General features: G+C 68.6%; 29 protein-coding genes. 6 read left to right on the forward strand and 23 right to left on the reverse strand.

Translation table 11 applies throughout. The features are described from left to right. Positions 1-23 precede the first annotated feature (23 nt). Positions 24-692 carry an organomercurial lyase MerB gene (gene merB, locus AC0VYB_RS12535; protein WP_009378283.1) on the reverse strand — a complete coding sequence of 223 codons (669 nt, stop codon included), beginning with the start codon at positions 690-692 and terminating at the stop codon, positions 24-26. 50 nt (positions 693-742) lie between these two features. Next, entirely contained in the window at positions 743-2,164 is a 1,422-nt protein-coding gene (gene merA / locus AC0VYB_RS12540) for a mercury(II) reductase (RefSeq protein ID WP_009378282.1), read from the reverse strand. Between the two features lie 103 nt (positions 2,165-2,267). On the opposite strand from merA, the gene AC0VYB_RS12545 reads away from it, so the two are divergent. Further along, positions 2,268-2,657, forward strand: a complete 390-nt coding sequence (locus AC0VYB_RS12545; RefSeq protein WP_009378277.1) for a heavy metal-responsive transcriptional regulator — start codon at positions 2,268-2,270, stop codon at positions 2,655-2,657. Positions 2,658-3,009: 352 nt separating this feature from the next. On the opposite strand, the gene mutM (AC0VYB_RS12550) is transcribed toward AC0VYB_RS12545, so the two are convergent. The 9 genes from mutM (AC0VYB_RS12550) to AC0VYB_RS12590 form a co-directional block, all read right to left on the reverse strand. Continuing rightward, positions 3,010-3,849, reverse strand: a complete 840-nt coding sequence (mutM, locus tag AC0VYB_RS12550) for a bifunctional DNA-formamidopyrimidine glycosylase/DNA-(apurinic or apyrimidinic site) lyase (protein ID WP_040341752.1) — start codon at positions 3,847-3,849, stop codon at positions 3,010-3,012. Next, positions 3,842-4,789, reverse strand: a complete 948-nt coding sequence (mutM, locus tag AC0VYB_RS12555) for a bifunctional DNA-formamidopyrimidine glycosylase/DNA-(apurinic or apyrimidinic site) lyase (protein WP_167559562.1) — start codon at positions 4,787-4,789, stop codon at positions 3,842-3,844. The genes mutM (AC0VYB_RS12550) and mutM (AC0VYB_RS12555) overlap by 8 nt, the downstream gene beginning before the upstream one ends. 22 nt (positions 4,790-4,811) lie before the next feature. After that, positions 4,812-5,516, reverse strand: a complete 705-nt coding sequence (rnc, locus tag AC0VYB_RS12560) for a ribonuclease III (protein ID WP_009378269.1) — start codon at positions 5,514-5,516, stop codon at positions 4,812-4,814. Positions 5,517-5,519: 3 nt separating this feature from the next. Further along, positions 5,520-5,723, reverse strand: a complete 204-nt coding sequence (gene rpmF, locus AC0VYB_RS12565; RefSeq protein WP_063249041.1) for a 50S ribosomal protein L32 — start codon at positions 5,721-5,723, stop codon at positions 5,520-5,522. Between the two features lie 2 nt (positions 5,724-5,725). After that, entirely contained in the window at positions 5,726-6,244 is a 519-nt protein-coding gene (locus AC0VYB_RS12570) for a YceD family protein (protein WP_475384726.1), read from the reverse strand. Between the two features lie 131 nt (positions 6,245-6,375). After that, entirely contained in the window at positions 6,376-7,563 is a 1,188-nt protein-coding gene (locus AC0VYB_RS12575) for an MFS transporter (RefSeq protein WP_009378263.1), read from the reverse strand. A 3-nt stretch (positions 7,564-7,566) separates the two neighbouring features. Continuing rightward, a complete protein-coding gene (gene coaD, locus AC0VYB_RS12580; RefSeq protein ID WP_009378261.1) occupies positions 7,567-8,055 on the reverse strand; it encodes a pantetheine-phosphate adenylyltransferase in 489 nt (162 codons plus the stop codon). A 52-nt stretch (positions 8,056-8,107) separates the two neighbouring features. Then, positions 8,108-8,569 carry a hypothetical protein gene (locus AC0VYB_RS12585; RefSeq protein WP_063249043.1) on the reverse strand — a complete coding sequence of 154 codons (462 nt, stop codon included), beginning with the start codon at positions 8,567-8,569 and terminating at the stop codon, positions 8,108-8,110. Positions 8,570-8,616: 47 nt separating this feature from the next. After that, on the reverse strand, positions 8,617-9,366 hold the full coding sequence (locus AC0VYB_RS12590) for a GntR family transcriptional regulator (RefSeq protein ID WP_063249044.1): 750 nt from the start codon (positions 9,364-9,366) through the stop codon (positions 8,617-8,619). 113 nt (positions 9,367-9,479) lie between these two features. On the opposite strand from AC0VYB_RS12590, the gene AC0VYB_RS12595 reads away from it, so the two are divergent. The 4 genes from AC0VYB_RS12595 to AC0VYB_RS12610 are packed head-to-tail and all read left to right on the forward strand — an operon-like array spanning position 9,480 to position 12,620. Further along, positions 9,480-10,361 (forward strand): transporter substrate-binding domain-containing protein, encoded by an 882-nt coding sequence (locus AC0VYB_RS12595; protein ID WP_009378249.1) that lies wholly within the window; start codon positions 9,480-9,482, stop codon positions 10,359-10,361. A gap of 21 nt (positions 10,362-10,382) precedes the next feature. Beyond that, positions 10,383-11,174, forward strand: a complete 792-nt coding sequence (gene ehuC, locus AC0VYB_RS12600) for an ectoine/hydroxyectoine ABC transporter permease subunit EhuC (protein ID WP_063249045.1) — start codon at positions 10,383-10,385, stop codon at positions 11,172-11,174. Next, positions 11,174-11,830, forward strand: coding sequence for an ectoine/hydroxyectoine ABC transporter permease subunit EhuD (ehuD, locus tag AC0VYB_RS12605; protein WP_063249046.1), 657 nt, complete (start codon positions 11,174-11,176; stop codon positions 11,828-11,830). Before ehuC ends, ehuD begins: the two co-directional genes overlap by 1 nt. Next, positions 11,817-12,620 carry an amino acid ABC transporter ATP-binding protein gene (locus tag AC0VYB_RS12610; protein WP_063249047.1) on the forward strand — a complete coding sequence of 268 codons (804 nt, stop codon included), beginning with the start codon at positions 11,817-11,819 and terminating at the stop codon, positions 12,618-12,620. The genes ehuD and AC0VYB_RS12610 overlap by 14 nt, the downstream gene beginning before the upstream one ends. A 128-nt stretch (positions 12,621-12,748) precedes the next feature. Here the strand turns inward: AC0VYB_RS12610 and AC0VYB_RS12615 are convergent, their stop codons facing one another. Genes AC0VYB_RS12615 through thiL form a run of 5 tightly spaced genes read right to left on the reverse strand, consistent with a single transcriptional unit; the run spans position 12,749 to position 18,649 of the window. Continuing rightward, the gene (locus AC0VYB_RS12615; RefSeq protein WP_366232353.1) at positions 12,749-13,171 is read right to left on the reverse strand and encodes a hypothetical protein; all 423 of its coding nucleotides are present in this window, start codon (positions 13,169-13,171) and stop codon (positions 12,749-12,751) included. After that, entirely contained in the window at positions 13,168-13,815 is a 648-nt protein-coding gene (gene rsmD / locus AC0VYB_RS12620) for a 16S rRNA (guanine(966)-N(2))-methyltransferase RsmD (protein ID WP_259788549.1), read from the reverse strand. Before rsmD ends, AC0VYB_RS12615 begins: the two co-directional genes overlap by 4 nt. A gap of 12 nt (positions 13,816-13,827) precedes the next feature. Then, positions 13,828-15,975, reverse strand: a complete 2,148-nt coding sequence (locus AC0VYB_RS12625; protein ID WP_475384727.1) for an ATP-dependent DNA helicase RecG — start codon at positions 15,973-15,975, stop codon at positions 13,828-13,830. After that, positions 15,972-17,630: a DAK2 domain-containing protein gene (locus AC0VYB_RS12630; protein WP_475384728.1), complete on the reverse strand. Its 1,659-nt coding sequence runs from the start codon at positions 17,628-17,630 to the stop codon at positions 15,972-15,974. Before AC0VYB_RS12630 ends, AC0VYB_RS12625 begins: the two co-directional genes overlap by 4 nt. Before the next feature lie 5 nt (positions 17,631-17,635). After that, positions 17,636-18,649 (reverse strand): thiamine-phosphate kinase, encoded by a 1,014-nt coding sequence (gene thiL, locus AC0VYB_RS12635; RefSeq protein WP_475384729.1) that lies wholly within the window; start codon positions 18,647-18,649, stop codon positions 17,636-17,638. Between the two features lie 32 nt (positions 18,650-18,681). Between thiL and AC0VYB_RS12640 the strand changes: the two genes are divergently transcribed. Next, complete coding sequence (locus AC0VYB_RS12640; protein ID WP_141236340.1) at positions 18,682-19,209, forward strand: DUF3515 domain-containing protein; 528 nt, start codon at positions 18,682-18,684, stop codon at positions 19,207-19,209. Here the strand turns inward: AC0VYB_RS12640 and AC0VYB_RS12645 are convergent, their stop codons facing one another. The 7 genes from AC0VYB_RS12645 to leuC all read right to left on the reverse strand — a co-directional run bounded on the left by AC0VYB_RS12645 (position 19,210) and on the right by leuC (position 26,314). Next, positions 19,210-20,325, reverse strand: coding sequence for a D-alanine--D-alanine ligase family protein (locus AC0VYB_RS12645; RefSeq protein ID WP_475384730.1), 1,116 nt, complete (start codon positions 20,323-20,325; stop codon positions 19,210-19,212). Positions 20,326-20,395: 70 nt separating this feature from the next. Further along, positions 20,396-20,929 (reverse strand): YbhB/YbcL family Raf kinase inhibitor-like protein, encoded by a 534-nt coding sequence (locus AC0VYB_RS12650; protein ID WP_009378233.1) that lies wholly within the window; start codon positions 20,927-20,929, stop codon positions 20,396-20,398. A gap of 41 nt (positions 20,930-20,970) precedes the next feature. Beyond that, entirely contained in the window at positions 20,971-21,984 is a 1,014-nt protein-coding gene (locus AC0VYB_RS12655) for an NAD(P)H-dependent glycerol-3-phosphate dehydrogenase (RefSeq protein ID WP_475384731.1), read from the reverse strand. After that, the gene (locus tag AC0VYB_RS12660; RefSeq protein WP_475384732.1) at positions 21,981-22,787 is read right to left on the reverse strand and encodes a lysophospholipid acyltransferase family protein; all 807 of its coding nucleotides are present in this window, start codon (positions 22,785-22,787) and stop codon (positions 21,981-21,983) included. The genes AC0VYB_RS12655 and AC0VYB_RS12660 overlap by 4 nt, the downstream gene beginning before the upstream one ends. Next, a complete protein-coding gene (murA, locus tag AC0VYB_RS12665) occupies positions 22,784-24,100 on the reverse strand; it encodes a UDP-N-acetylglucosamine 1-carboxyvinyltransferase (RefSeq protein WP_009378226.1) in 1,317 nt (438 codons plus the stop codon). The genes AC0VYB_RS12660 and murA overlap by 4 nt, the downstream gene beginning before the upstream one ends. A 120-nt stretch (positions 24,101-24,220) precedes the next feature. Beyond that, positions 24,221-24,820, reverse strand: a complete 600-nt coding sequence (leuD, locus tag AC0VYB_RS12670; protein ID WP_190247173.1) for a 3-isopropylmalate dehydratase small subunit — start codon at positions 24,818-24,820, stop codon at positions 24,221-24,223. 9 nt (positions 24,821-24,829) lie between these two features. Continuing rightward, a complete protein-coding gene (leuC, locus tag AC0VYB_RS12675) occupies positions 24,830-26,314 on the reverse strand; it encodes a 3-isopropylmalate dehydratase large subunit (RefSeq protein ID WP_095375945.1) in 1,485 nt (494 codons plus the stop codon). Positions 26,315-26,410 lie beyond the last annotated feature (96 nt).

The raw sequence follows: 26,410 nt of genomic DNA on the forward strand, positions 1-26,410 counted from the left end.
TTCTCGTTTCATTCGGGGCCCGGCTAGCAGCAGCGGTGGCAGCGGTCGGCAGTCTGGGCGTCGGCCCGGAGCCGGTCGAGCAGGTGGGAAGCGAGTTCGATGCCGATCCGATGGGCTTCGATCACCGGCACCGCTTGAGCCCCTGGGTGCTCAGCGAGCCATCCGGCGGCGTCGTCTGCAGATGTAAAGTAGTGCACCTGGTCGCAGAACGAGGAGCGGATCGAGGTGATCTGCTCCGGGTTCACCAGGGACACGACGGCGCTCGCGGGTTCGACGCGGGTGACGCCGGTGGCAGGGTCGACGTTGACGGCGACGACGATCCTCTCGCCGCTGGCCGGGGAGACAGACTCCACGCGGGCCGCCCGGTCGAGGAGGCCAGGGAAGACCAGGGTGTCCAAGGCGCACCAGGTGTAGAGCTCCTGATCGGCCACGGCGAATCGGTGCGGGGTCGGGCGCAGGGTGAGGCCCTGGCCGACGATGCGGCCCTGGTCGTCGTACTCAGTGTCGGGCACGGCGGCCAGTCCGTTGCAGGCCTGCTCAGGGGTGCGGCCGGCGGCGGTGGCGAGCTGCTCGATCGTGACGGGGTCGCCGTCGACGAGCAGCCGCAGCAGCGGGACCAGCAGGCCGGGGTCGAGGCCGGTCTCCTCGGGCCTGTTGAGCCGATCGGGCAGTTGCGTGCTGAGGTCGGACATTTCGGTTTCCTCCATTTCTGAGTTCGGGCAGGTGCTGCTTCCGGGTCGGGTCAGGCGCAGCAGGACAGCTTCGAGACGTCGGCGGTGAAGGCCTTGGCGGCGATCCGGATGCCCTCGGCCATGGTCAGGTACGGGGCCCAGGCGTCGGCGACCTCCGCGACGCTCTTGCCGAGCACGTGGACTCCGGCAGCGGCGAGCTCTCCGGCGTCCTTGGCAACGGCGGTGAGGCCGAGGATCTCTCCGGTGTCCGCGTCGGCGACCATCTTGATGAACCCGCGGGTGTCCCGGTTCACCAGCGCGCGGGGCACGTACTCCAGCGGCAGCACCCGGCAGTCGCAGCGGATGCCTGCGTCGAGGACCTGCTTCTCGGTCATGCCGACCGCGCCGATGGCAGGCCCGGTGAACGTCACACGCGGCAACCGGGCATAGTCCACCGACCTCTCGGCGTCGGCGAAGGCGTTCTCGGCGACCAGAGTGCCGTGGTGGGCGGCGACGTAGACGAATTCGGGGTGCCCGGTCACGTCGCCGGCGGCCCAGATCCGGGGGTTCGAGGACTGCAGCTGGTCGGAGACCACGATCTGCCCGGATTCGCCGGTCTTGACCTCCACCGCCTCAGGGTTCAAGGCATCGGTCACGGGCCGGCGGCCGAGCGCGACCAGGAGCTGGTCGGCGCGGAACTCCTGCGAACCGCCGGACACGTCGGCGGCCACGATGACCTTCCCGTCGGCGCTGCGAGCGACGCTGGTCGGGACCGCTCGGCGGACCACCCGGATGCCCTCGTCGGCGAAGACCTCGGCCAGCGCCTTGGACACCTCCGGCTCCTCCTTCGAGGCCAGCCGGGAGCGCACCAGGAGGGTGACATTCGATCCGAGGCGGGCGAACAGCTGGGCCTGCTCCAGCGCCACGTATCCGCCGCCGAGCACCAGCAGCGACTCGGGGACCTCGGTCAGCTCCATCGCCGTCGTGGAGGTCAGGTACCCGGCCTCCTCCAGCCCGTCGATCGGCGGGGCCCAGGGATGTGAGCCTGTGGCGACCAGGTACTGGGCGGCCTCGATCGTCTCGACAGCGCCCTCGGCAGACCTGACCTCGAGGACCGGAGCTTCAGGGGTGCCGGCGAACGCGGCTTCGCCCTGCCGTACGTGCCAGCCGTACGACTTGGCGACGTCCACGTACTTCTCACCCCGCAAGCCCTCGACGAGGTCCTGCTTCCCGCCAATCAGCGTCGGCATGTCCACCGGTCCCGCGGCCGTGGCGATGCCGGGGAACCGCTGCGAGGCGTCTACGGCAACATGCCGGGCATCAGCGGCGGCGATGAGCGCCTTCGACGGCACGCAGCCGGTGTTCACGCACGTGCCGCCGAAGGTCCCGCGCTCGATCATCGCCACCGACTTGCCGAGCGTGGTCGCGCGGATGGCGGCGGCGAACGCGCCGCCTCCGGATCCGATGATGGCGAGGTCGTACTTGGTAGGCATCGCTGCTCCTGTCAGTCCTTGGATTTCTGCTCCGTCTCAGCCATACTGGACCTTCCAGTACAGGGGAAGGTCAAGCGCGGCCGCGACACGGATGGAGGAGGCCATGAGGATCGGGGAATTCGCCGAGGCGGCCGGCACCACGGCGAAGACGCTGAGGTTCTACGAAGAGCAGGGGCTGCTCCCCCCGCCCGACAGGACGTCGTCGGGGTACCGCGACTACCCGCCGGACGCAATCGCGCGCGTCGACTTCGTCCACCGCGGCCAGGCTGCCGGCCTCACGCTCGCCCAGATCCGCCAGATTGTGGACATCCGCGACGCCGGCCACGCCCCGTGCGCCCACGTCCGAGACCTGCTCGACGCGCGCCTGCGCGACATCGAGCAGCAGATCGCCCAGCTCACCGCCTTGCGCGACACCATCGCCAACCTCCGGGACGACGCGGCGCACCCCGAGCCCGAGACCTGCAGCGCGGACCAGGTCTGCCGGTACGTATAGACAAGAGAGCCGCGACCGGCGAATCCGACAGACCGCTGTTCCAGGGCGCACGACGATGCGCAGTGGCGCAACGATGCTGCCCCCTTCAGGGATGGCGGCAGGGACGATGGCCAGAGGAGCCGTTCTGGCATCGACATCTCGGTTTGGTCGATTGGCGAGCACCACGTCAGGACACGAGGACAGACCGGTTCAGAAGGGCCGGATCTGTTCACTCGGGACTCGCCGAGCTAGCAGAGCTGACCGCGGTCCACCATCCACGGCGATGAGACTCGCTATATATCTATGTACAGCGGATCGAGCCGAACCCCACTGCGACCGCGGTCCGCCTGCAACTCGAGAGACGACCTCTCGACTAGCGTTTCCGCTGGCAGAGCGGGCAAGAATAGCTCGACCCGTTCATCAACTTCTCCCGCACGATCGGCGTCCCGCAGCGCCTGCAGGGCCGGCCGGCACGACCGTAGGCGTTCAGGCTGCGGGCAAAATACCCGCTGCTGCCGGCCACGTCGACATAGTGAGAATCGAACGAGGTGCCGCCCTGGGCGAGTGCAGCCGTCATGACGTCTCGCGCAGCCTCGATTACCGCCGAGATCCTGGACCTGCTCAACGACGCTGCCGGTGTCTCCCCGTGCACCTTGGCAGCCCACAGCGCCTCGTCGGCATAGATGTTCCCGATGCCTGACACCACCGTCTGATCCAGCAGTACGCGCTTTATGCCCGTGCGCTTACTCTTGATCACCGCAACTACCCCCGGCTGGTCGAACAGCGGATCGAAGGGATCCCTCGCGATATGGGCGATCGGCGACGGGAGCACTGCTCCGCCCTCGTCGTACATCAGATGCCCGAACGTGCGCTGGTCATCGAACCGCAGATCGTGGCCGCCGTCGGTGAAGGTGAACCGCGCGCGCTCGTGCGCACCGACTGCAGCATCGGGGGACGTGATGAGCATCTGCCCGCTCATCCCCAGGTGCGCGAGCAGCGCGTCGTCGCCGTCCAAGATCAGCCACAGGTACTTGCCGCGGCGGGCGGTCCCCGTGATCGTCGCACCGACCAACCGCGCAGCCAGATCATTCGGGCCACCCACATGACGGCGCGCCGAACGAGGATGCCGGACAACAGCCGAGGCGATCGCCCGTCCGCGGACATGTTCGTCGAGTCCCCGGCGCACGACCTCGACCTCAGGAAGTTCAGGCACGGGTAGCACCTCGCATGATCCGGGACCCGGAGTTACGGCGGTGCGCTACTGAACAGGTAGGACCGTCGAATTGCTTGCCCCGTGCCTGGTCAGACTGCGGTATAGGTGGTCTACGCCCGACCGGTGCCCGGCACAGCCAATCGCGACCTTTGTGTCTGCGACTTGCTTCGACCCGCTCTACGTCAATGTCGAAGCGGCCGGACTCCCCGTTGACGTTGACATAGAGCGAGTCGAAGCTCGTCCCGCCCACGGCCAGGGCATCGCCCATGACGGTCGTCGCCGATTCGAGGACGGCGGCCAGGCGGGAGCGTCGTGTCCTTGCCGGCAGCGCGAGCGGATGGACACCGGCCCGGAAGAGCGCTTCGTCGGCGTAGATGTTGCCGATCCCGCTGACGAGCGTCTGGTCGAGCAGGGCCGCCTTGATCGGTGTGCGCTTGCGCGCGAGCGCATCGACCGTGGCGTCGATGTCGAAGGCGTCCTCGAGTGGGTCGGGTGCGATGTGGATCGCCGAGGCGGGCACGAGCCGACCGTGGGAGGCGACGAGGCCCTGCACGCTGAGATGGCCGAAGATCCGCTGGTCGACGAACCTCAGGTCATAGCGTTCCTCACCGCGTTCGAGGCGGAGCACGGCACGCGTGTGCCGGTGCGTCTCATCGGCGGCGAGGTGGACGCGCAGCTGACCGCTCATGCCGAGGTGGATGAGCAGCCCGGCATCCCCGTCGAGGGTGAGCCACATGAACTTACCGCGTCGCTCTGCCCCGGTAATGGACGCCCCGGTCACGCGTTCGGCGAACGCGGCGGCGGTGGCCTCGTCGATGCGACGCGCCGAGGTGGTCCCGAGGATGCGGGGGTCGACCACCTCGGCGGCGGTGACCCGGGCACCCGCGGTCCATTCGTCGACGCCGCGGCGGACGCTTTCGACCTCGGGGAGTTCGGGCACGGTGCCGGGTCCGACCTGCGCGTCAGCGCTGGTAGTCGGGGTAGAGCGTCCGGATGGCCTTGACGGCGACCTCGGCGGCGGCCGCCTCGGCGGACTTCTTCGACGATCCGTCTCCCGAACCCCAGCCGTTGTCGCCGAGGCGGGCGGTGGCGGTGAAGATCATTGCGTGGTCGGGGCCGGTCGAGGTGATCTCGTAGCTCACGGGGCCGAGTCCGAGGTCGGCGGCGGCCTCCTGGAGCGTCGTCTTGTAGTCCATGCCGGCGCCGAGGTTGACGGCGTCGGCGAGCATTCCGTCGATGAGACGGTGGACGAACGCGAACGCGACCTCCCGGCCGGAGGAGACGAAAGTGGCGCCGATGAGGGCTTCGACGGTGTCGGCGAGGATCGAGTCCTTGTTCCGGCCGCCGGTGAGCTCCTCGCCCTTGCCGAGCAGGATGTGCTGACCGATGTCGTGACGGCGGGCGATCTGCGCCAGCGCCCTCGTGTTGACGACGGCCGAGCGCATCTTCGCCAGCTGACCCTCCGGCAGGTCCGGGTTGTCGTAGTAGAGCGACTCCGTGGCGACGAGGCCGAGCACCGAGTCGCCGAGGAACTCGAGGCGCTCGTTCGTCGGAATGCCGCCGGCCTCGAAGGCGTAGGAGCGGTGGGTGAGCGCTAGACGAAGAGTCTCGGGATCGATGTCGATCCCGAGACTCTTCTGCAGTTCTGCTGTGGTATCAGTGTCCACAGGTCAGGCGTCAGCGACCTTGCGTCCCTTGTACTCAAGGAACAGCGGGGTGCCGGCTGCGTCTTCGACGACCTTGGCCTGGTGGGGGCGCGAGTACACAACGCGACCGTTCTCCACAGTCTTGACCAGGTTCGGAGCCTGAGCCTTCCACTGCGAACGACGGTGGCGGGTGTTGCTGCGCGACATCTTACGCTTGGGAACAGCCACGTCTAGCTCTCTTTCTTCTCATCCAACAAGTTCTTCAGCTGCGAGAACGGCGAATCGGATTCGCTGTCGTCCTCCTCGATGTCCTCACCGAGGGTGTAGGAGAACTCCTCGCTTCCGTCCTGGGAAGGACTGAAGGGCAGAGCCATCACGACAGCGTCTCTGATCGCGGGTTCGAGGTCGAGCTGATCGCGATTGATGACGTAGGAGTCCTCGTCGCCATCGGCCTGCTCATAGACGTACATCTCGTTGATGTCGACATCTATGGGCAGCTCGATCTCGTCGAGAGTCCTTGCATCCTCGCCGCGGGCCACAGTCGAGACCGTACCCGTCACGTAGATCCCCTCGGAAACGCTCTCGAACATGAGCTCGAGATTCATCGGCGTTCCTTCGGGGACCCCGATCACTTCGATCTTGAGATCCGCCGGAGCCGGCACCGTGGCGTTGACACGTTCCCACTCACCCGGATGACCGAGCAATCCCATGGATCGGAGATCGTAGACGAACTCTGACCGCTTCTTCATGCTCTCTCCTCCGTATGCGAATGAGATGCCGCTCCTGCGTTCACACGCGACTCACCATTCTAATCAACGCGGGCCACCATTGCCAATCGTCGCCTCATCCCCGCCGAGGTGTTCCTCGTCACCCCTGACCCTCACCACTTCTCGTGGCTGTTGCGCCAGGTCACCCCTCCGGCGAGGAGGAGCAGCGCCCCGGAGATCGTGAAGACGATGCCGGAGCCCGCGACGATCGTGAGCACCGAGGCGAGCGAGGGGATCGCGACCTGGCTCAGCCGGTTGCCGGCCAGCCGGATCGAGAGCACCGCCGCCCGGTTCGCCGGATCCGACAGCGTCGAGACCCACGTCATCGTCAGCGGCTGGGTGAGCCCGAAGCAGAAGCCCGCGATCGCCAGGAGGATCGCCAGCGTCCACGTCTGAGTGAGGATCGGGATGAGGATGACGCAGACGCCCGCCGTCGCCGAGGCGGTCCACAGCAGCGAGAGACTCCCCCACCGGTTCGCGAGCATCCCGATGATCATCCGCGAGATCACCGAGGCGAAGGTCCGCAGGGCGAGCAGCCACGTCACCGTCGTCACGCTCAGCCCGTTCTCCTGCCCGATGAGCGGCAGGTAGGCGGTCATGAGGTCGACGGCGGCCAGGGTCGCCATCGACGCGAGGATCGCCGGCTTCATCCCCCGGATCCGCAGCAGCGCCCACGGGGTGCGGACGGTTTCGGCCGCCTCGGCGCGGGAGACGTGAGGGGTCCGCCCGCGGAGCATGACGATGACGGCGGCGATGAGGGTGAGCGCCGAGAAAGCCGTCATGAACCACAGGGCGCCGACGATGTGCGGGGAGCCCCCGGTGGCGTCGGCGATCATTCCGGCCAGGGGCAGGCCGATCGTCTGCCCGATCGAGACGCCCAGGGTGAGGTGGCCGAACTTCGCCGTCAGCCGGGAAGCCGGGAAGCTCTGCGGGATGAGCGCCTGGGAGGCGACGGTCGTGAGCAGCTGCCCGAAACCGAGACTCATCGTCGCGACGAGGAGCACGCCGAGGTTGGGCGCGACGGCGGCGAGCGCGACGGGCGCGATCGAAAGGACGGTGCCGACCCAGAGCACCGCGGTCGCGTATCCGCGGTCGACGAGGCGGCCGACGAAGAGCGCGGTGAGCAGAGGGACGAGCGAATAGCACGCGGTCATGAGGCCAAGGACGACTCCGGTCCCGCCGAGTTCGAGGGTGCGGTAGGAGATGAGGACGCGCACACCGTTGTACGTCGCGTGCGCGAGGACAGTGTGGATGACGAGGCCCGTGAACCAGGCCCGAGAGGAGGAAGGAGTCGCGGCCATGCCTTACGTGTCGGCGCTCAGCGCCGCGAGCACGGGCTCGGGCACGAGGCCCGTGATGTCGCCGCCGTGCCTGTGCACCTCTTTGATGAGGGAGGAGGAGACGTGTTCGAACTCGGGGTTGCCGGGGACGAAGATCGTCTCGAGGTCGGTGAGGTGCTTGTTCATCAGCGCCATCGGCAGCTCGTAGGCGAAGTCCGTGCCCGAGCGCAGACCCTTGACGACGGCGGGGGCACCGATCTTGGCGCAGTAGTCGACGAGGAGGCCACCGGGGACGACGTCGATGGAGATGTTCTCGGCATCCCGGGTGCGTTCGTCGGCGGCGAGCGAGGCGCGGATGAGATCGGCCCGGGTCTCGGGGTCGAAGCGGCCGGACTTCGACGGGTTGTGGACGACGGCGACGACGACCTCGTCGAAGAGCTTCGCCGCGCGCGCGATGATGTCGAGATGACCCATGGTGATCGGATCGTAGGATCCGGGACTGACGACCTTCATGGCCTCATCGTATCCCGCGTGGTGCGCACGGACCGGTCGGTCCGCATGTCGTTCAGTCGGGGTGCCGCTCGAACGGCGGCTGCTGCTCCTTGAGCGCCGACCAGCCGTGCCAGGCGGCGGCGACGACGACCATGGCACCGAAGATGATGAGCGAGCTGAAGCCCTGGATCATCATCGCCAGCTTCGCCGACTCCCAGCCTCCCGGGGCAGCGAACCCCATCATCCCGCCGACCGATACGATGGCGGCGACGAGGCCGACGAGGCTCACCCACGCGACCCGGATGACATGCGAATGCTCCCTCCTCGAGCGGGCGGCCAGGAGGCCGAGACCGAAGGCGGAGGCGGCAGCGGACACGGCGAAGATCATCCCGAACCACGTGAGCACTCCCCCGTAGACGCGGACGAAGACCTCGGCCAGGACGACGACGAGGGCCATCGCGACGAGCAGGGTGAGGACTGCTTCGCGCACGAGCGCCCAGTAGCGCGCGGCGAACGAGCGCCCGAGAGGATCCATGCCCAGATCGTATCGTCGCCCGCCGCCGGTCGGCGCACACGGGTCGCTCACTCTCGCAAGCTCGCCCACTGGTCGTCAACACCGGTCCCCCGCCCCTCACCGCGGACGACGACGGCGTCGGGCTCGGAGGCGGGGTTGTGGAGGCGGGCGACCGCCTCGGCGGAGATCCGACCGATGATCGCCACCGCCGCGGACTCGTCTCCGGCGGCGATCACCTCGGCGAGGCGACGGTGGATGTCGATGAGGTCGCACCTGACTTCGTAGCCGGCCGGATCGGACAGCGACAGGAGTCGCGTGTGGACCATCGAGGCCTTCATCATGGCCCGCAGCCGCGGCGACCCGGAGCACGCGACGATCGCATGGTGGAAGTCGAGGTCGGCGTCGCCGATGGTGCGGGCGGTGTTGTCCTCGATCGCCTTCTCGAGCGCGCTGAGCGCCTCGTCGATGAGCACGGTCGACCGTCTGCCCCGGATGATCATGCGCGCCGCCTGAACCTCGATGGCCTCGCGCACGGCGTAGACGTCGTCAATGTCGTCAGGTCCCATGCGCTTGACCCATGCGCCCCGGCCTGGAGCATGGCTGATGCTGCCCTCGCTGACGAGCCGCTGCAGCGCCTCACGCAGCGAGGGCCGGGAGACCCCGAGGAGTTCGGCCGTGCGGACCTCGCTGATCGACTGCCCGGGAAGCAGACTGCCCCGGTAGATCGCGTTGCGGATCTCCTCGGCGACGAGGTCGATCGTCGACGAGCGCACGACCTTGCGGAGCACGGGAAGTTCCGAGGTGTGCGGATCGCTCATGTCACGAGCATATAACGTTGTCTGACAGTGTGACATCACGACTGTAAGAGGATTGAATGGGGCGATGAGACGCACGTCACCCAGTGCGCCGATGCTCACCGAAAGGACCCGCAATGAAATCCCTGAAAGGACTCGCAGCCGCGACCTCGATCCTCGCGCTCACCTTCACCCTCGGTGCCTGCAGCGGAGGAGGCTCAGACAAGAGCACCCTGCAGCAGGCCATCGACGACGGGAAGATCACGGTCGGCTTCGCCGGTGAGGCCCCGTACAGCTTCGAGGAGGGCGGGGAGCTCCAGGGCGCGAGCGTCGCGCTCGCCAAGGAGGTCTTCAAGAACCTCGGGGTCGACAACGTCGAAGGCGTCAACACGGAGTTCGGCTCCCTCATCCCCGGGCTCAACGCCGAGCGCTTCGATGCGATCTCCGCGGGCATGTCGATCCTCCCCGACCGCTGTGAGCAGGCGGCCTTCGGCAACCCCGAGTTCATGTACACCACTGCCCTGATGACGAAGAAGGGCGAGAACGAGGGGATGAAGAACCTCGACGAAGTCAAGGAGAAGGGCCTCAAACTCGCGACCATGACCGGTGCCGTCGAATCCGACTACGCGGAATCGCTCGGCATCGATTCGCAGAAGGTCGGCACTCCGCAGGACGGCATGGACGCCGTGACCACTGGACGCGCCGACGCCTTCGCACTAACCGGCATCTCACTCAACTGGATGGCGAAGAACACGCCTGACGCCGATGTCGCGGTGAGCGAGTCGTTCGTCCAGGAGATCGACGGGGTCCCTCAGGTCGGCGCCGGTGCCACGGTCTTCCGCACCGACGACACCGAACTCCGCGACGCCTGGAACAAGGAGCTCGACAAGATCGTCGGCGATGAGAAGGCCTACCTCGACATCGTCGGCGACTACGGCTTCACGAAGGAGGAGCGGCCCGACGGGTCGATCACGACCGATCAGCTGTGCAAGGGCGAGCTGCCGACCGCTGACTCCTGAGTCGCAGCGCTTCCCGCACTCATGACCGACAAGCTCAGTGCGCTCCAGGGTTTCCTCCCACAGGTGTGGGAGGGAATCCAGGTCACGCTCATTCTCACTCTCGCCGGTGCCGCAGGTGCGCTGGTCATCGCGATCGTCCTCGGACTCGCAATGACCTCCTCGCACGCGTGGCTGCGGATCCCTGCCCGAATCATCGTCGAGTTCTTCCGCGGCACGTCCCTGCTCGTCCAGCTCTTCTGGCTCGTGTTCGTCCTCCCGCTCTTCGGACTACAGCTCGACCCGATGGCGTGCGGAATAGGTGCGCTGGCACTGAACTACGGTGCCTATTCCGCCGAGGTGGTCCGGTCCTCGATCGCGACCGTGCCCAAGGGCCAGTGGGAGGCGGCGATCGCGCTCAGTCTCTCCCCGGCCCGCCGGATGCTGCGCGTGATCTTCCCGCAGGCGTGGGCGCTGATGATCCCGTCGCTCGCGACCCTGTTCATCCAGCTGCTCAAGGGCACTGCCGTCGTCTCCTTCATCACGCTCTCCGACCTCACGGACAAGATCGGGCAGCTGCGCATGGCGACGAACGACACGTTCTTCGCCTACTCCGTCGGACTGCTCATCTACTTCGTCATCGCCTGGCTCATCCAGGAGTTCATGAACCTCCTCGAGCGCCGCGCGGTCAAGAGGCTGGGCAGACGCCGTCCCGGTTCGCGCAACGACCGTCGAAGGGCCCGGCGCGATGCCCGTGTCGGCTCGACCGAGGTGACCGGCCCGCGCACGGCCGCCGGTCAGTCCACGGGCAACGTCGGATACGGACAGCCGCTGTGATGTGGAACTGGGAGTTCGCCGCCGAGGCGCTGCCGATCCTGCTCCGCGGCTTCGTCAACACGCTCATCGCCACGGTCGTCGGCACGATCATCGCCGCGATTCTCGGCCTCATCCTCGCCATCGCTATCCGCGGGCTGCCGCGATGGATTAACTGGGTCGTCCGGCTCTTCGTCGCGTTCGTCCGCAACACCCCGCTCGTCGTCCAGCTCGTCTTCGTCTACACCGCGTTCTCGGAGATCCCAGGGCTCGTCGACATCCCGGCGCTCGTCGTCGGCTCCGGGGTCATCGGCGTCCACTATGCGACGTACATGTCCGAGAGCTACCGTGCCGGCATCGACGCGGTGCCGCCGGGACAGCGCGAGGCCGCCATCGCCCTCTCCCTGCCCCCGGTGCGCACCTTCACCGCGGTCATCCTCCCGCAGGCGCTGCGGGCGACGATCCCCTCGCTCGGCAACTACGCGGTCGCGATGTTCAAGGACACCCCGTTCCTCTTCGCGCTCTCCGTCGTCGAACTCGTCACCTCGGCGCAGCAGTTCGGGGCGTCGAAGTTCGCGTACACGGAGGCGTTCACCCTGGCCGGACTCATCTTCCTCGCCGCCAGCTACCCCACCTCCCTCCTCATCCAACGATTGGAGCGGCGCCTTGCCACCTACTGAGAACACCCCGTCCCCGCACAACGACACCGCGCCGGCGATCGAGTTCAGAGACGTCGAGAAGCGGTTCGGGAAGACGACGGTGCTCGAGAACCTCAACTTCACCGTCGCTCCCGGTGAGCGGGTCACCCTCATCGGACCGAGCGGTTCGGGCAAGACGACGATCCTTCGGCTCGTCATGACGCTCGAGGAGCTCACGGGCGGATACATCTACATCGACGGCATGCCGCTGACCTTCGAGGAGAGGGACGGCAAGCGCGTCGAGCTGCCGAAGAAGACGACTCGGGAGATGACGACGCGCATCGGCATGGTCTTCCAGCAGTTCAACCTCTTCCCCAACATGACGGTGCTCGAGAACATCATCGAAGCCCCGATCCACGTGCTGAAGAAGTCGAAGGAGACAGCGGTCGCCGATGCCCGGTCACTGCTCGAGCGGGTCGGGCTGAGTGAGAAGGCCGACGAGCACCCGACCCGGCTCTCCGGCGGTCAGCAGCAGCGGGTGGCGATCGCCCGGGCGCTGGCGATGAGCCCGGAGATCCTCCTCCTCGACGAGGTCACCTCCGCCCTCGACCCCGAACTCGTCGGCGACGTCCTCGCGGTGCTGCGCGACATCGCCGAGACCACGGACATCACGATGCTCCTCGTCACCCACGAGATGCAGTTTGCGCGCGAGGTCTCCGATCGGGTGATGATGTTCGACAGCGGCCGCGTTCTCGAGGAGGGCCCGCCCGACCTCATCTTCAACGACCCGAGCCACGAACGCACGAGGTCGTTCCTCTCGAGCGTGCTCTGAGCTGCTTCGACGGTGCTCTGAGCTGCTTCGACGGTGCTCTGAGCGCTTCGACGCGGTGATCCGACAAAAACGCGGTCTGCTCACCGCGTTTTTGTCGGATCACCGCGTCGGTGGCGTGAAGTCGGGCGTCAGGCGTCCACGGGGGCACGCCGGCGCTCGGCTGCGAGGGCCGAGCGCCGGCGCCGGTTCTGCACCATGAGTACGACGGCGATGATCACACACGCGAGCGCGCCCGCGGTGAAGACGTCGGCGAGCCACGCCCAGTGGACGACGTACTGGTCGGAGAACTCCCACGGCCCGTCGTCGCCGGCGATCTCCCACGAGGTCTGCAGCGACTGGCTGCACGTGACTCCCGCGGGGAACTGCTGCATCCAGGTCGTGAAGCCGGTGACCTCGAAACCTGCCGGCGGCTCGGCGCATCCCTGTGCGCCGCTGCGATGGTCGACGATCTGATACTGCAGCCACAGGAGGACGCGCGACTCGACGAAGAGCACCGGCACGAGCAGCAGGTAGAGCCACGGCGAGCGCAGCCAGCTGCCGCCTCGCGTCATGAAGCCGCCCCGCCGTCGGCCGCGTCCTCAACGCCCGGATCCTCGTCGCCCGGGTCCTCGTCGCCCGGACCCTCGACGGCGAGCTGGACGAAGTGGAGGGCGGTCTCGCCGAAGGTCTTCGAACGGAAGACCTCGAGCCCGTCCGGCATCGTCGGCTCCGGGGCCCGGGAGGAGCGTTCGACGACGACGATCGACTCCTCGTCGAGGTGGCTGCGCAGGCGGCTGAGCACCTGGGTCACCGCGTCCTCGCCGAGCGGGTAGGGCGGGTCCATGAAGACGAGGTCGAAGACCCGGGACTCCGGATGGTCCGGGTCGGGGAGGTTCCCGAGGAACTGGAGGACGTCTCCGCTGGTCACCGACGCCGAATGCCCGATGCCGAGCTTGTCGGCGTTCGCTTCGATCGCCCGGGCCGAGGCGAGCGAGGAGTCGACGAAGACGACCTGCGCGGCCCCGCGCGACATCGCTTCGAACCCGAGTCCCCCGGATCCGGCGAAGAGGTCGAGGACATTGGCGGCTTGGAGCACCCCGTAGCCCTCGAGCATCGAGAACAGCGACTCCTTGACCCGGTCCGAGGTGGGTCTCGTCCCGGTGCCGCCCGGTGTGACGAGCTTCGACCCCTTGTGCGCTCCTGCGATGATCCTCATCAGCTCCTCCTCTCAGCTCGCCTCGATGAAGTGGGCGTTGTCCGCGGGCAGCACCCGCTGCCGCAGCACCTGCAGGGCCGGCAGCAGTTCGAAGGTCGGATCGCGGTCGACGATGTGCTCGGCTTCGACCCGTGCCGCCTCGAGGATCTCCGTGTCCCGGAGCACCGAGAGGTGCTTGAGCGAGGATCCGCCCCACTGCGAGGCGCCGAGCACATCGCCCTCTCCCCGGTTGTCGAGATCGTACTCGGCGAGGGCGAACCCGTCGAGGGTGCTCGCCACCGCCTGCAGGCGCTCGAAGCTCTCATCGGCCTCGGGACGCTCGGTGAGGAGGAAGCACATCGCCTCCGAGCCGTCACGGCCGACCCGTCCGCGCAGCTGGTGGAGCTGGGCGACGCCGAAGCGCTCCGCCTCGGCGACGAGCATGATCGTCGCCCGGGGCACGTCGACGCCGACCTCGATGACCGTCGTCGAGACGAGGATGTCGATGTCGCCGATGGTGAACGCGTGCATCACCCGGTCCTTCTCCTCCGTCGACATCCGCCCGTGGAGGAGGCCGAAGCGCAGCCCCTGGAGATGCGGGGACCGCTGGAGCTTCTCGATGAAGTCCTCGATGCTCTCCCGCTGACCGATGACGTCGCCGCTTTCGGGATCGACGATGTCGCTGCGTTCGATCCGGGGGAAGACGGCGAACGTCCCCCGTCCCGCCTCGGCGGCCTTCTGGACACGGGCGAGGGCCCGCGGCAGCCAGTCCTTGTGGTCCTCGATCGAGACGGCGAAGGTCGAGATGTGCTTGATCCCTGCGGGCATCTCCCCCAGCGTCGAGACGTCGAGGTCGGCGAAGACCGTCATCGCCACCGTCCGCGGGATCGGGGTCGCGGACATGACGAGGGTGTGGGGCACCGTGATCCCGCCCTTGGCGCGCAGGGCCTCGCGCTGCTCGACGCCGAACCGGTGCTGCTCGTCGACGACGATGAGACCGAGGTTGTCGAACATCGTCGAGTCCGAGAGGAGTGCGTGCGTGCCGACGACGATGTCGATCTGCCCGGTCGCGAGATCGAGGGCGAGCTGTTTGCGCTCCCGGGCCGGCATCGACCCGGTGAGGAGGGCCACCCGGACCTGGTCGTCACCGGAGAGCAGCGGGGAGAGGGCCATCTGGTCGCCGAGGAGCTTCTGGATCGATGCGAAGTGCTGGGAGGCGAGCACCTCGGTGGGGGCGAGCATCGCCGCCTGCGCCCCGGAGTCGACGGCCATGAGCATCGCCCGCAGCGCGACGACGGTCTTGCCGGAGCCGACGTCGCCGTGGAGGAGCCGGTGCATCGCCGTGGTCTTCGCGAGGTCCCCGGCGATCTCCTTGCCGACCCGGACCTGGGAGGAGGTGAGCGCGAACGGCAGGTCGGCGTCGAAGCGGCGGCTGCGCTCCCCGACCTCGAGCAGCGGGGTCGCGACGAACTTCTCGTATTCGGTGCGCCGGGAGACGATCTCGGTCTGCAGGGCCAGCGCCTCCTCCCACTTCCACCGCAGCTTCGCCCGCTCGGTCTCCTCAGTCGTCGACGGCCTGTGCATCGCGTTGAGTGCCTGCCGCAGGTCCGGCAGATCGTACTTCTCCCGCACATCGCGCGGCAGCGGATCGGCGAACTCGGCGGGGTCGGCGACGTCGAGGAGGACCTTGATCGCCTTCCACAGCCTCGTCTGCGCGATCCCCTGCACCCGCGGGTAGACGGGGAACGGCGAGTTGAGGTCCTCAGGCGTCCACTTCGTGTCGTGCTCGTCGCGGTTGAGCCACACCGGGGAGTTCAGCGTCAGCTGTCCCCGGAACTGCTCGACCTTGCCGGCGAAGACGACGACGAGTCCGGGGGTCAGCTGCGCGTCGAGCCATTTCTGGTTGAAGAACGCGATCTTCATCGACTGCCGCCCGTCGTGGACGATGACGTCGGTGATCGTGCCCTTGCGCTGCCGCATCCCGCGGGTCTCCACGGAGATCACCTCGGCCTGGATGATCGCCGTCTCCCCGAGCGGCAGGTCGCCGAGCGGCGTCTTCTCGCCGGGGACGAGGAAGCGCCGGGGGAAGAACCGGAAGAGCTCGGCCACCGAGGTGATCCCGCGCTTGCGCAGGGCACCGAGGTCGCGTTTGGAGAAGTAGTCCTCAAGTCGTGCGCTCATTCGACTCCCATGATGAGCAGGGTCGCCCGGTCCCGCGAGTCGATCTCCTGAAGGCGTACGTGCTCGTGGGACTTCGTGAGCCACCCGCGCAGGTGCGCGAGCACCTCGGTGTCGCAGCCGGGTCCGTGGACGACGGTGAGCAGCTCCCCACCGGCGCCGAGGAGGCGGTCGGCGAGCTTCTCGACGAGGTCCGACAGCTCCGTGCTCTGCGACTTCGCCTTCCCGTCGATGACGACCCGGTAGAACTGCGACGCCGAGGCGGCCGTCCGGTCGGACTCGGCCGTGTCCTCCTCGACGACGGACAGCGCTCCCGTGGGCGGGTTGAGCGCAAGCTGTTCAGCGGAGACGATCGTGCCCACGCGCGTCCCGGCCGCCGCATCGGTCATGTCGGCGACGATCTCGACCGTCGGGGCGAACGGGTCGTAGACGGCGAGCGCCGAGAGCAGGGTCGCGACATTGCGCGAACGGATGATGTGGGCCGTGTCCGTGCCGGTCAGAGCCGTGAGCGTCGTCGAGGAGGCGGGGACGACGATGACGTCGCGCTCCTCTGCGGCGATGAGCTCGGCGACCGCCTCGGCGATGGGATTCGCCCCGCCCCGACCAGTACTCGACCCGCCCTGACCCGGTGCGGCGGCAGGGTCGGCTGCGGCGAGGACTGCCGGGTCGAGGACCGTCGCCCCGTTGAGGGCGCAGTGGAGGAGGAGCCCGGTGCCGCCGACGAGGGCGATGAGCTTCGTCTCCCCCGCCTCCTCGTGGAGGCGGAGGTCCTCCATGTCGAGGCGGGCGATGCCGTAGTCGGTGAGAAGGTCGAGGGCCCGCGCAGCGGCGGTCTCGTCGGCGACGTGGACGTGGACCTTGGGTCCGTTGAGGACGATCGAGGTTCCGCCGAGGCGATCGAGCGCCTCGGCGAGCCCGACACCTGGGACGGTGCCGAGGGTGGCGACGATCTCGAGTTCCTCGGCCCGGGCCTCGTGGACGATGCGCGGGGTCTTCGCGACCTCCCCGAGCATCGATGCCTGGCCGGTGCGACCGGTGACGGTCGCGTAGAGGAGGTCGAAGAGTTCGACGATGCCGGTTGAGCCGGCATCGACGACGTCGGCCTCGCGGAGGACAGTGAGCTGCGCGGTCGTCTCCCGCAGCGCCTCACGGGAGCGCTGGCGCACCGCGGAGATGAGGTCGACGAGGGCGGCGCCGGCGTCGGCCTGTTCGCGGGCTTCGGTCGCCATCGCGTCGAGGACGGTGAGCATCGTCCCGTCGACGGGGCGGGCGACGGCCTGCCGGGCCCGGTGGGAGGCGAGTTCGAGGGCGGAGGCGAGCGCCTCCGGGGTCGCGACCGTCACTCCCTCGAGGGCGTCAGCGACCCCTTGGAGGGCGACGGAGAGGATGAGTCCCGAGTTGCCGCGGGCCCCGCGCGCGGCCCCGGCGGCCATCGCGGTCACAACCTGCGGCAGCGTCACCGGACCGGAGAGCTCCTCGACGGCGAGGTAGGCCGCGCGCAGCGTGTGGTACATGTTCGTGCCGGTGTCGCCGTCGGGGACGGGGAAGACGTTGAGTTCGTCGATCTCCGCGCGCTCACGGCGGAGACGGTCAACCGCTCGCCGCGCCCATCTGGCGGCCAGGCGACCGTTGAGCCCGATGGCCGGATTGGGTCCCACGTCCGTCACTTCCCGAAATGGCTGAAGCCGCTCGTCGGCACGGGGGCGCCGTCGAGGCTGACTCCGCTGCCGTCCTGCATCTCTCCGATTCTCCGCCAGCCTACCGGGTCACCCTGACTCACCGGTGCCGACGCGACGAAGCCATGGTCCTCTCCCCCGTCGAGCACCCAGTGCAGGGCGAGCTCGTCGATGCCCGCATCTGTCGTCTCCCCGCCGCGGGCGTCGAGGACGTAGCGGGCGGCGGGGCGCAGCGCAGCGATGAGGTCCTCGAGCCCGACCCGGTCGATGTCCGCGCGGACCCCGGAGGCCTCCGCGATGCGTCCGAGGTCCGTGCTCAGTCCGTCGGAGACGTCGATCATCGCCGAGGCGGCCGGACGGTGGGCGATCGCCGCGTAGTCCGGTTGCGGGGCGAGCTGGGTCCCGATGAGCCCGGCGATATCGTCCGGCAGCTCGGGGTCGCTGCCGGCCCCGGCGAAGAGGAGGTCGAGTCCGGCCGCCGAGCGCCCGAGGGTGCCGGCGAGCCAGATCTCGTCACCCGGGCGGGCGCCTGCCCGGGTGACGGCCTCCCCGGGGGCGACCGTGCCGAGGGCGGTGATCGCGGTGACGATGAGCCCCGACGAGGAGAGGTCGCCGCCGATGATCGGCACTTGGGCGCCGATTGCCCGACCTGCGCGCTCGGCCTCGGCGACGATGCCTGCGAAGAGCGCTTCGAGATCGGTCACGTCCGTGTCATCGGGCACAGCGAGGGAGACGAGGAGTCCGTGGGGCTTCGCGCCCATCGCGCAGACGTCGGCGAGGTTCTGGGCGGCGGCCTTCGTGCCGAGGCGGGACCAGTCGAGCCAGTCGCGGGTGAAATCCTCGTTCTCGACGAGCGTGTCGGCCGTCGAGACGAGCCGGCCGGTGATCTTCGTCACGGCCGCGTCGTCGCCGGGGCCGACCTCCTCGTGGGCCCCTGACCTGCGGTGGGCCAGGAGACGGCGGAGCACTTCGGATTCGCCGAGATCGGACAGTCGGGTCATGTCACCACCCTATCGGGCGATACGCTGGAACCATGCCTGCGAACTCCCGCCGACGCCTCGGCGCCACCTCGCCGCTCGTGCGTGCCGTCGCCGCTGTGACCATCGGCGTGCCCGTGCTCACGACGGTCCTGTCCGGCTGCGCGAAGACGGTCATCGTCGAACCCGCCGAGGATGCGGCGAACCCGAAGTGCGCGGACATTTTGCTCCGCCTGCCCGTCGAAGTGGGCGGCGAGCAGGAGCGCGACACCTCCTCGCAGGGGACGAAGGCGTGGGGCGACCCGAACGTCGCCGTCCTCCGCTGCGGCGTCACCCCTCCGGGTCCGACGACGGACAAGTGCGTGAGCGTGAGCGGGGTCGACTGGGTCTCCAAGGGAGGCGAAGAGGACGACACGTGGGTGTTCACGAGCTACGGCCGCACCCCGGCCGTCGAAGTCCTCGTCAACCGCAAACTCGGCTCGGGCGCCGACGTCCTCGCCGGCATCTCGCCCGCGCTGCAGGCGTTCCCGCCCGAACGCGAATGCGTCGGTGCCGAGGACGTCGACGCTCCCCCGGAGGGCTAGTCAGCTCCGGCGGGCGTGGTCGGTGAGCGCGATGCCGATGAGTTCGCTGATGAGGCTCGGATAGTCGATCCCGGAGTTCGCCCACATGAACGGGTACGCCGAGGTGGGGGTGAAGCCGGGCAGCGTGTTGATCTCGTTGATGAGCACCTCACCCGAGTCCGTGACGAACGTGTCGACGCGGGCCAGCCCCGTGCAGTCGAAGAGCCGGAACACCGCCGCCGAGAGCTCGCGGATCCGTGCCGTCGTCGCCGCGTCGACGTCCGCGGGACACGTGAGCTTCGCATCGGCGAGGTCGAGGTACTTCGCTTCGAAGTCGTAGAAGTCGTGATCGCCGGAGACTTCGATCTCCCCAGGGTACGAGGTCCGCAGCTCGGCGTCGTCGAGGGATCCGAGCACGGCGCATTCGATCTCCCGGCCGATGACCTGGGGTTCGACGATGACCTTCGTGTCGTGCTCGTAGGCGGCGAGCAGCGCGGCCTCGAGCCCGGCGGGGTCGGCCACCCGGCTCACACCCATCGACGATCCGGCTCGGGCCGGCTTGACGAAGACGGGGAAGCCGAGGGCTGCCACCCGGGCCTCCGCCTCGGCGCGGTCGGCCTGCCACATCGTCTCGGTCACCAGCTCCCACGGGCACGTGGGGATCTCCGCATGGGCGAGCAGGGACTTCGTGAAGTGCTTGTCCATGCTCGCAGCCGAGGCGAAGACGCCGGAGCCGACGAACGGGGTGTCGCTGAGCTCGAAGAGTCCCTGGAGGGTGCCGTCCTCCCCGTACTGGCCGTGGAGGACGGGGAAGAAGACGTCGACGGTCTCGAGCTCGGAGTAGACGCCGTCGGCGTCACGGTGGATGAGCGGGGCGCCTTCGGCGGAGACGCGCGGGATGATCTCGGTGCCGTCGTCGGTGACCTCGGGCATGTTCTCGGGGTCGAAGCGCATGCTCGCCCAGTCCTCGACGATGCGCCAGACACCGGTCTTCGTGATCCCGATCGGCAGGACCCGGTGCGCGTCGTCGTCGATGGCGCTGATCACCCCGGCGGCCGTGACGCAGCTGACGGAGTGTTCGCTCGACCGTCCGCCGAAGAGGACTGCGACGAGGGGCCGGTGATCGGTGTCTGACATATGTTTCCTTGCTCGGGGACTCTCATGTGTCCCCGCACGCTCTCACGTGCGGGGACGGGGGCGTGCAGGCTCAGCCGGCCTCATAGGTGCATTCGAGCCAGGCCCGGCCGATGCCCTTGAAGTACATGTTGAAGCCGGCGTAGGCCGGGCTCGCGCTCTCGTCGATGCCCAGCGGCTCGGAGAGTGCGGTGACGATGAAGTAGTACCGGTGCGGGCCGTGGCCCTCCGGAGGGGCGGCGCCGACGAAGCGCGGCTCGCCCGCGTCGTTCTTCAGCGTCACGGCACCGGCGGGCAGGAGGTCGGCCTCGGGGTTGCCGGCGTCGGTGGGCAGTTCGGTCACCGAGGCGTCGAGGTCGGTCACCGTCCAGTGCCAGAACCCGGACCCGGTCGGGGCGTCGGGGTCGTAGCAGGTGACGGCGAACGCCTTCGTCTCCTCGGGGAAGCCCGACCACGACAGCTGCGGGGACTTGTCCTCACCGCCGGGCACACCCATCGCTCCGGAGGCCTGCGCCGCCGGAAGCGGTGCCCCGTTCTCGATGTCGGTGCTGGTCAGGGTGAAGGTCGGCAGCTCGGGAAGGTTGTAGAACGGTGAGTTGACGCTCATGTCTGCTCCTTGGCTCGTGGGACTCGTGGGACGATTCCGGCTCACGCCGGCGGGCCTTCGTGCTTACGCTTCCGAGACAACAGCAATCCCGCGAGTTCGTCAACCTGCAGGTGACCGGCGAGCACCGCGCTCACCGCCTCGGTGATCGGCAGGTCGACGCCGTATCGCTTCCCGAGGGCGAGGACCGCGGGTGAGGACTTCACCCCTTCGGCCGTCTGCTCGGTGTGCGCGATCGTCTCCTCGAGGCTCATCCCCTCGCCGAGGTGGTGCCCGAACGTGCGATTGCGCGAGAGCGGGGAGGCACATGTGGCGACGAGGTCGCCGAGCCCGGCGAGACCGGAGAGCGTGTGCGGCTGGGCTCCCATCGCCGCGGCGAGACGGGAGGTCTCGGCGAGGCCGCGGGTGATGATCGAGGCCTTCGAGTTGTCGCCGAGGCGCTGCCCGTCGGCGATGCCGACGGCGAGTGCGATGACGTTCTTCACCGCCCCGCCCATCTCGACGCCGACGACGTCGGTGTTCGTGTACGGCCGGAAGTACGCGTTCGCGCTGATCTCGGCGACCACCTCGGCGGTGGCGGCATCGGAGGAGGCGACGACGGTCGCGGTGGGCTGGCGTTCGGCGATCTCCCGGGCGAGGTTGGGCCCGGAGACGACGGCGATCCGTCCGGGATCGACCTCGGCGACCTCGGCGATGACCTCCGACATCCGCTTGCCCGTCTCGACCTCGATGCCCTTCATCAGGCTGACCAGGCGGACGTCGGGACGCAGGTGCGCCTTCCACCGGCTGAGGTTCTCCCGCAGGGTCTGCGCGGGCACGGCGAGGATGACGACGTCGGCGTCGGTGACGGCGGCGATGTCGTCGGTGGTGGCGGTGATCGTCTCCGGCAGCTCACGGTCGCCGAGGTAGCGGGAGTTCGTGTGCGCCGTATTGATCTCCTCGACGGTCTCCTCCCGGCGTGCCCAGAGCGTGACCGGGAAGCCTGCGTCGGCGATGACGGCGGCATACGTCGTCCCCCACGATCCTGCGCCGAGCACGGCGATCTTGTCTGCGCTCATGAGCCGGCCTCCTCGGTGCGGAACCTCTCGGGCAGCTCACGGCCGGAGAGATCGGCGACCATGCCTGCGATGGTGTTCGTCAGCCTCGTCGTCAGCGTCGCCATCGAGCTCCTCTCCCCCCGGTGCTCCCAGAGGTCGGTGTAGTCCAGCGGTTCGCCGAAGCGGACGACGCTGGTGTGCGTGAGCGGGCGCGGGCGGGGAATGAGCCGACCGCGGGGTTTGACGGTCTCGAGCCCCCAGTGCGCGGCGGGGACGATCGGCGCCCCCGTCTCGAGGGCGAGCCGGGCCGTGCCGGACTTGAAGCGCTCGGGCCAGAAGTGCTCGTCCTTCGTCAGCGTCCCCTCGGGGTAGATGACGACGGTCTCGCACTTCTGCAGAGCCTCCTTCGCGTATTCGAGGGAGTCCCCCGCCTGCGCCGAGGCGCGCAGCACCGGGATCTGGCCGAGTCCCTTGAGGATGACGCCGAGGGGCCCGGAGAAGAGCGTCGATTTCGCGAGGAAGTGCGGGAGCCGGCCGCTGCGCCACACGGCGAGTCCGACGAGGATCGGGTCGAGGTGGTTGGCGTGGTAGGCGGCGACGATCGTGCCCTGACCCACCGGCAGCGCCTGGGCGTTCTCGATGCGCATCTTCGAGGTCAAGCGGAAGAGCCCGTAGGCCGCCGAGGCGACACCGAAGGCGACCCGGCGCTGCGAGGCGACGTCCTTGGGTTCGAACGAGACGATGTGCTCACCGGGCTGCCTGCTCGCGCCCCTGCCGCCGTTCGCGCCCCTGCCCGTGCCGGCATCCCTGCCGGTGCCGCTCATGCCGAGACCTCCGCACCGAGGCCCTGGAGCTTGTCGAGGAAGTTCTCGTACCCGCGGTTGATGAGCTCGATCCCGTGGACCTCGCTCCGGCCCTGGGCGGCGAGGGCGGCGATGAGATGGCTGAAGCCGCCGCGCAGGTCGGGGACGTCGATGCGGGTGCCCTTGAGCTCGGTCGGTCCGGACACGACGGCCGAGTGCGCGTAGTTCCGCCGCCCGAACCGGCACGGGGTGCCGCCGAGGCATTCGCGGTAGAGCTGGATCTTCGCCCCCATCTCGACGAGGGCGTGGGTGAAGCCGAAGCGGTTCTCATAGACGGTCTCGTGGATGATCGACAGTCCCTCGGCCTGGGTCATGGCGACGACGAGCGGCTGCTGCCAGTCGGTCATGAAGCCGGGGTGGACGTCGGTCTCGAGGGCGAACGAGGAGAGCCGGCCGCCGGGGTGGCGGAAGCGGATGCCGGTCTCATCGACCTCGAATTCGCCGCCGATCTTGCGGAAGACGTTGAGGAACGTGATCATCTCCGGCTGCGAGGCGCCCTCGACGACGATGTCACCGCCGGTGGCGAGTGCGGCAGAGGCCCACGAGGCGGTCTCGTTGCGGTCGGGCAGTGCCCGGTGGATGTACCCGTGGAGGGAGTCGACCCCTTCGATGCGCACGACTCGGTCGGTGTCGACGGTGATGATCGCGCCCATCTTCTGCAGCAGCGCGATGAGGTCCATGATCTCCGGTTCGATCGCCGCTCCCCGCAGCTCGGTGATGCCCTCGGCGCGCACGGCCGTGAGCAGGACCTGTTCGGTCGCTCCGACCGAGGGGTACGGGAGTTCGACCTTCGTGCCCTGGAGGCGGCGCTTCGTCGAGAGCATGATGCCCCCGGCGGTCTTGTCCACCTCGGCGCCGAACTGCCGGAGCACGTCGAGGTGGAAGTTGATGGGACGGTCGCCGATGTGGCATCCGCCGAGGTCGGGGATGAACGCCTGCCCGAGGCTGTGGAGGAGGGGTCCGCAGAAGAGGATGGGGATCCGGGAGGATCCGGCGTGGGCGTCGATGTCGACGATCGAGCCCTGGGCGACCTCGGAGGGGTCGAGGTGCAGCTCGCCGTCGGGCTGGTCCCCGTCGGGGGCCTGGCTCACCCGCACCCCGTGGAGTTCGAGGAGACCGGTGACGATCTCGACATCGCGGATCTGCGGGACTCCGCGGAGGACGGACGGGGTCTCTCCGAGCAGGGAGGCGACCATCGCCTTGGGCACCAGGTTCTTCGCGCCCCTGACCCGCACGGTTCCCCCGAGCGGATTTCCGCCGCGGACTTCGAGCATGTTCCTCCCTCTGATCGTCGAACAGCGCACTCGTCGGCACCGCCTCGGGAGGCCGTCCCGAGTCGATTCCGGACTCGTCCAAGACTAGCGCAGACGACGCCCCGACCCGGAGTCGGCGGATCAGACCCGCGCAGGCAGGGTGCGGGGTTTGTGAGCGGGCCGTCCGGCCTCGTACGCCGCGATCTCGTCCTCTTTCGCCAAGGTCAGGCTGATGTCGTCGTGGCCCTCGAGGAGACGCCAGCGCGTGTAGTCATCGATCTGGAAGGACACCGTGAGCGAGTCGCATGTCACGGTCCTCGACTCGAGGTCGACGGTGATCGACGTGCCCGGATGGTTCTCGAGGATCTTCCAGATGAGTTCGATGTCGTCCTGCTCGAGCTGGGCGGCGAGCAGTCCCTCCTTGCCGGAGTTGCCGCGGAAGATGTCGCCGAAGCGGGAGGAGAGGACGACGCGGAACCCAAAGTCCTTGAGCGCCCACACGGCGTGCTCGCGGGAGGAGCCGGTGCCGAAGTCGGGGCCCGCGACGAGGACGGAGCCGGACGCGAAGTCGGGGTCGTTGAGGACGAAGTCCTCGGCGGTGCGCCAGCGGAAGAAGAGGGCGTCTTCGAAGCCGGTGCGGGTGACCCGCTTGAGGAACTTCGCGGGGATGATCTGGTCGGTGTCGACGTTCGACCGGCGCAGGGGCACGCCGATGCCGGTGTGGGTGGTGAAGGCTTCCATGGCTGCTCCTTACGCGTTCGCCGAGGTGGGGGTCAGGGGGATCGTCGGGCGCTCCGGGGTCCAGTCGACCGGTTCGGCGTCGCGGGGCAGGTCGGCGACGTCCCCGGGCGAGGACAGGGTGCCGCGGACCGCAGTCGCCGCGGCCACGAGCGGGGAGACGAGGTGCGTGCGCCCGCCCTTGCCCTGCCGGCCCTCGAAGTTGCGGTTCGACGTCGAGGCGCACCGCTCCCCCTCGGCGAGCTGGTCGGGGTTCATCCCCAGGCACATCGAGCAACCGGCGAAGCGCCATTCGGCACCGAAGTCCTTGAAGATCACGTCGAGGCCCTCGGCTTCGGCCTGGAGGCGGACCTTCGCGGATCCGGGGACAACCATGAAGCGGACGTTCTCGGCCTTCCGCCGGCCCCGAACCACCTCGGCGGCGGCACGGAGATCCTCGATCCGGGAGTTCGTGCACGATCCGAGGAAGACGGTGTCGACCTCGATCTCGCGCAGCGGGGTGCCCGGGGTCAGGCCCATGTAGGCGAGCGCGTTCGCGGCGGCGACCTTGTCGTTCTCATCGGCGAAGTCGTCAGGCGAGGGCACCGCGGCCGACAGCGGCAGGCCCTGGCCGGGGTTCGTCCCCCACGTGACGAAGGGTTCGATGTCGGCGGCCTCGAGGACCACCTCGGCGTCGAAGGTCGCGCCCTCATCGGTGTAGAGGGTCTTCCAGTACTCCACGGCGGCGTCCCAGTCCTCGCCCTCGGGGGCGTGGGGGCGGCCCTTGACGTAGTCGAAGGTCGTCTCGTCGGGGGCGACCATGCCGGCGCGGGCACCGGCCTCGATGGACATGTTGCAGATCGTCATCCGTGCCTCCATCGACAGCGACCGGATCGCCGAACCGCGGTACTCGAGCACATAGCCCTGCCCGCCGCCGGTGCCGATCTTCGCGATGATCGCGAGGATGATGTCCTTGGCCGTCGAGCCCTCGGGCAGCTGCCCGTCGACGGTGATCGACATCGTCTTGAACGGCTTGAGGCTGAGCGTCTGGGTGGCGAGGACGTGTTCGACCTCGGAGGTGCCGATGCCGAAGGCGAGCGCCCCGAACGCTCCGTGGGTCGAGGTGTGCGAGTCGCCGCAGACGACGGTCGTGCCCGGCTGGGTGAGCCCGAGCTGGGGGCCGACGACGTGGACGATGCCCTGATCGGCGTCGCCGAGGCTGTGGAGCCGGATCCCGAACTCCTCGGCGTTCTTCCGCAGGGTCTCGATCTGCGTGCGCGAGGTCGGTTCGGCGATCGGCTTGTCGATGTCCCACGTGGGCGTGTTGTGGTCCTCGGTGGCGATCGTGAGGTCGGGGCGGCGCACGGGGCGCCCGGCGAGTCGGAGTCCGTCGAAGGCCTGCGGGCTGGTCACCTCATGGACGAGGTGGAGGTCGATGTAGATGAGGTCCGGCGCTCCGTCCTCCCCCTCGGAGACGACGTGATCGGCCCAGACCTTCTCGGCCAATGTGCGTGGCATGGTTCCTCCCGCCGGTACGGAGATCCTCCGTACGCGTTGTGCTTCTTCTCGGCGTCCGAGTGCGGTCGCCTGGGGCATCCGATCGGCTCGCCGGAT

It is taken from the genome of Brevibacterium sp. Z349TD_9, assembly GCF_056173565.1.

Excerpts from the sequence above, each read along its gene's own strand:
- merB (WP_009378283.1), bottom strand. The coding sequence starts at position 692 with ATGTCCGACCTCAGCACGCAACTGCCCGATCGGCTCAACAGGCCCGAG.
- merA (WP_009378282.1), bottom strand. The coding sequence starts at position 2,164 with ATGCCTACCAAGTACGACCTCGCCATCATCGGATCCGGAGGCGGCGCG.
- AC0VYB_RS12545 (WP_009378277.1), top strand. The coding sequence starts at position 2,268 with ATGAGGATCGGGGAATTCGCCGAGGCGGCCGGCACCACGGCGAAGACG.
- AC0VYB_RS12570 (WP_475384726.1), bottom strand. The coding sequence starts at position 6,244 with ATGAAGAAGCGGTCAGAGTTCGTCTACGATCTCCGATCCATGGGATTG.
- AC0VYB_RS12575 (WP_009378263.1), bottom strand. The coding sequence starts at position 7,563 with ATGGCCGCGACTCCTTCCTCCTCTCGGGCCTGGTTCACGGGCCTCGTC.
- coaD (WP_009378261.1), bottom strand. The coding sequence starts at position 8,055 with ATGAAGGTCGTCAGTCCCGGATCCTACGATCCGATCACCATGGGTCAT.
- AC0VYB_RS12585 (WP_063249043.1), bottom strand. The coding sequence starts at position 8,569 with ATGGATCCTCTCGGGCGCTCGTTCGCCGCGCGCTACTGGGCGCTCGTG.
- AC0VYB_RS12590 (WP_063249044.1), bottom strand. The coding sequence starts at position 9,366 with ATGAGCGATCCGCACACCTCGGAACTTCCCGTGCTCCGCAAGGTCGTG.
- AC0VYB_RS12595 (WP_009378249.1), top strand. The coding sequence starts at position 9,480 with ATGAAATCCCTGAAAGGACTCGCAGCCGCGACCTCGATCCTCGCGCTC.
- ehuC (WP_063249045.1), top strand. The coding sequence starts at position 10,383 with ATGACCGACAAGCTCAGTGCGCTCCAGGGTTTCCTCCCACAGGTGTGG.
- ehuD (WP_063249046.1), top strand. The coding sequence starts at position 11,174 with ATGTGGAACTGGGAGTTCGCCGCCGAGGCGCTGCCGATCCTGCTCCGC.
- AC0VYB_RS12615 (WP_366232353.1), bottom strand. The coding sequence starts at position 13,171 with ATGACGCGAGGCGGCAGCTGGCTGCGCTCGCCGTGGCTCTACCTGCTG.
- rsmD (WP_259788549.1), bottom strand. The coding sequence starts at position 13,815 with ATGAGGATCATCGCAGGAGCGCACAAGGGGTCGAAGCTCGTCACACCG.
- AC0VYB_RS12625 (WP_475384727.1), bottom strand. The coding sequence starts at position 15,975 with ATGAGCGCACGACTTGAGGACTACTTCTCCAAACGCGACCTCGGTGCC.
- thiL (WP_475384729.1), bottom strand. The coding sequence starts at position 18,649 with ATGACCCGACTGTCCGATCTCGGCGAATCCGAAGTGCTCCGCCGTCTC.
- AC0VYB_RS12640 (WP_141236340.1), top strand. The coding sequence starts at position 18,682 with ATGCCTGCGAACTCCCGCCGACGCCTCGGCGCCACCTCGCCGCTCGTG.
- AC0VYB_RS12645 (WP_475384730.1), bottom strand. The coding sequence starts at position 20,325 with ATGTCAGACACCGATCACCGGCCCCTCGTCGCAGTCCTCTTCGGCGGA.
- AC0VYB_RS12650 (WP_009378233.1), bottom strand. The coding sequence starts at position 20,929 with ATGAGCGTCAACTCACCGTTCTACAACCTTCCCGAGCTGCCGACCTTC.
- AC0VYB_RS12655 (WP_475384731.1), bottom strand. The coding sequence starts at position 21,984 with ATGAGCGCAGACAAGATCGCCGTGCTCGGCGCAGGATCGTGGGGGACG.
- AC0VYB_RS12660 (WP_475384732.1), bottom strand. The coding sequence starts at position 22,787 with ATGAGCGGCACCGGCAGGGATGCCGGCACGGGCAGGGGCGCGAACGGC.
- murA (WP_009378226.1), bottom strand. The coding sequence starts at position 24,100 with ATGCTCGAAGTCCGCGGCGGAAATCCGCTCGGGGGAACCGTGCGGGTC.
- leuD (WP_190247173.1), bottom strand. The coding sequence starts at position 24,820 with ATGGAAGCCTTCACCACCCACACCGGCATCGGCGTGCCCCTGCGCCGG.
- leuC (WP_095375945.1), bottom strand. The coding sequence starts at position 26,314 with ATGCCACGCACATTGGCCGAGAAGGTCTGGGCCGATCACGTCGTCTCC.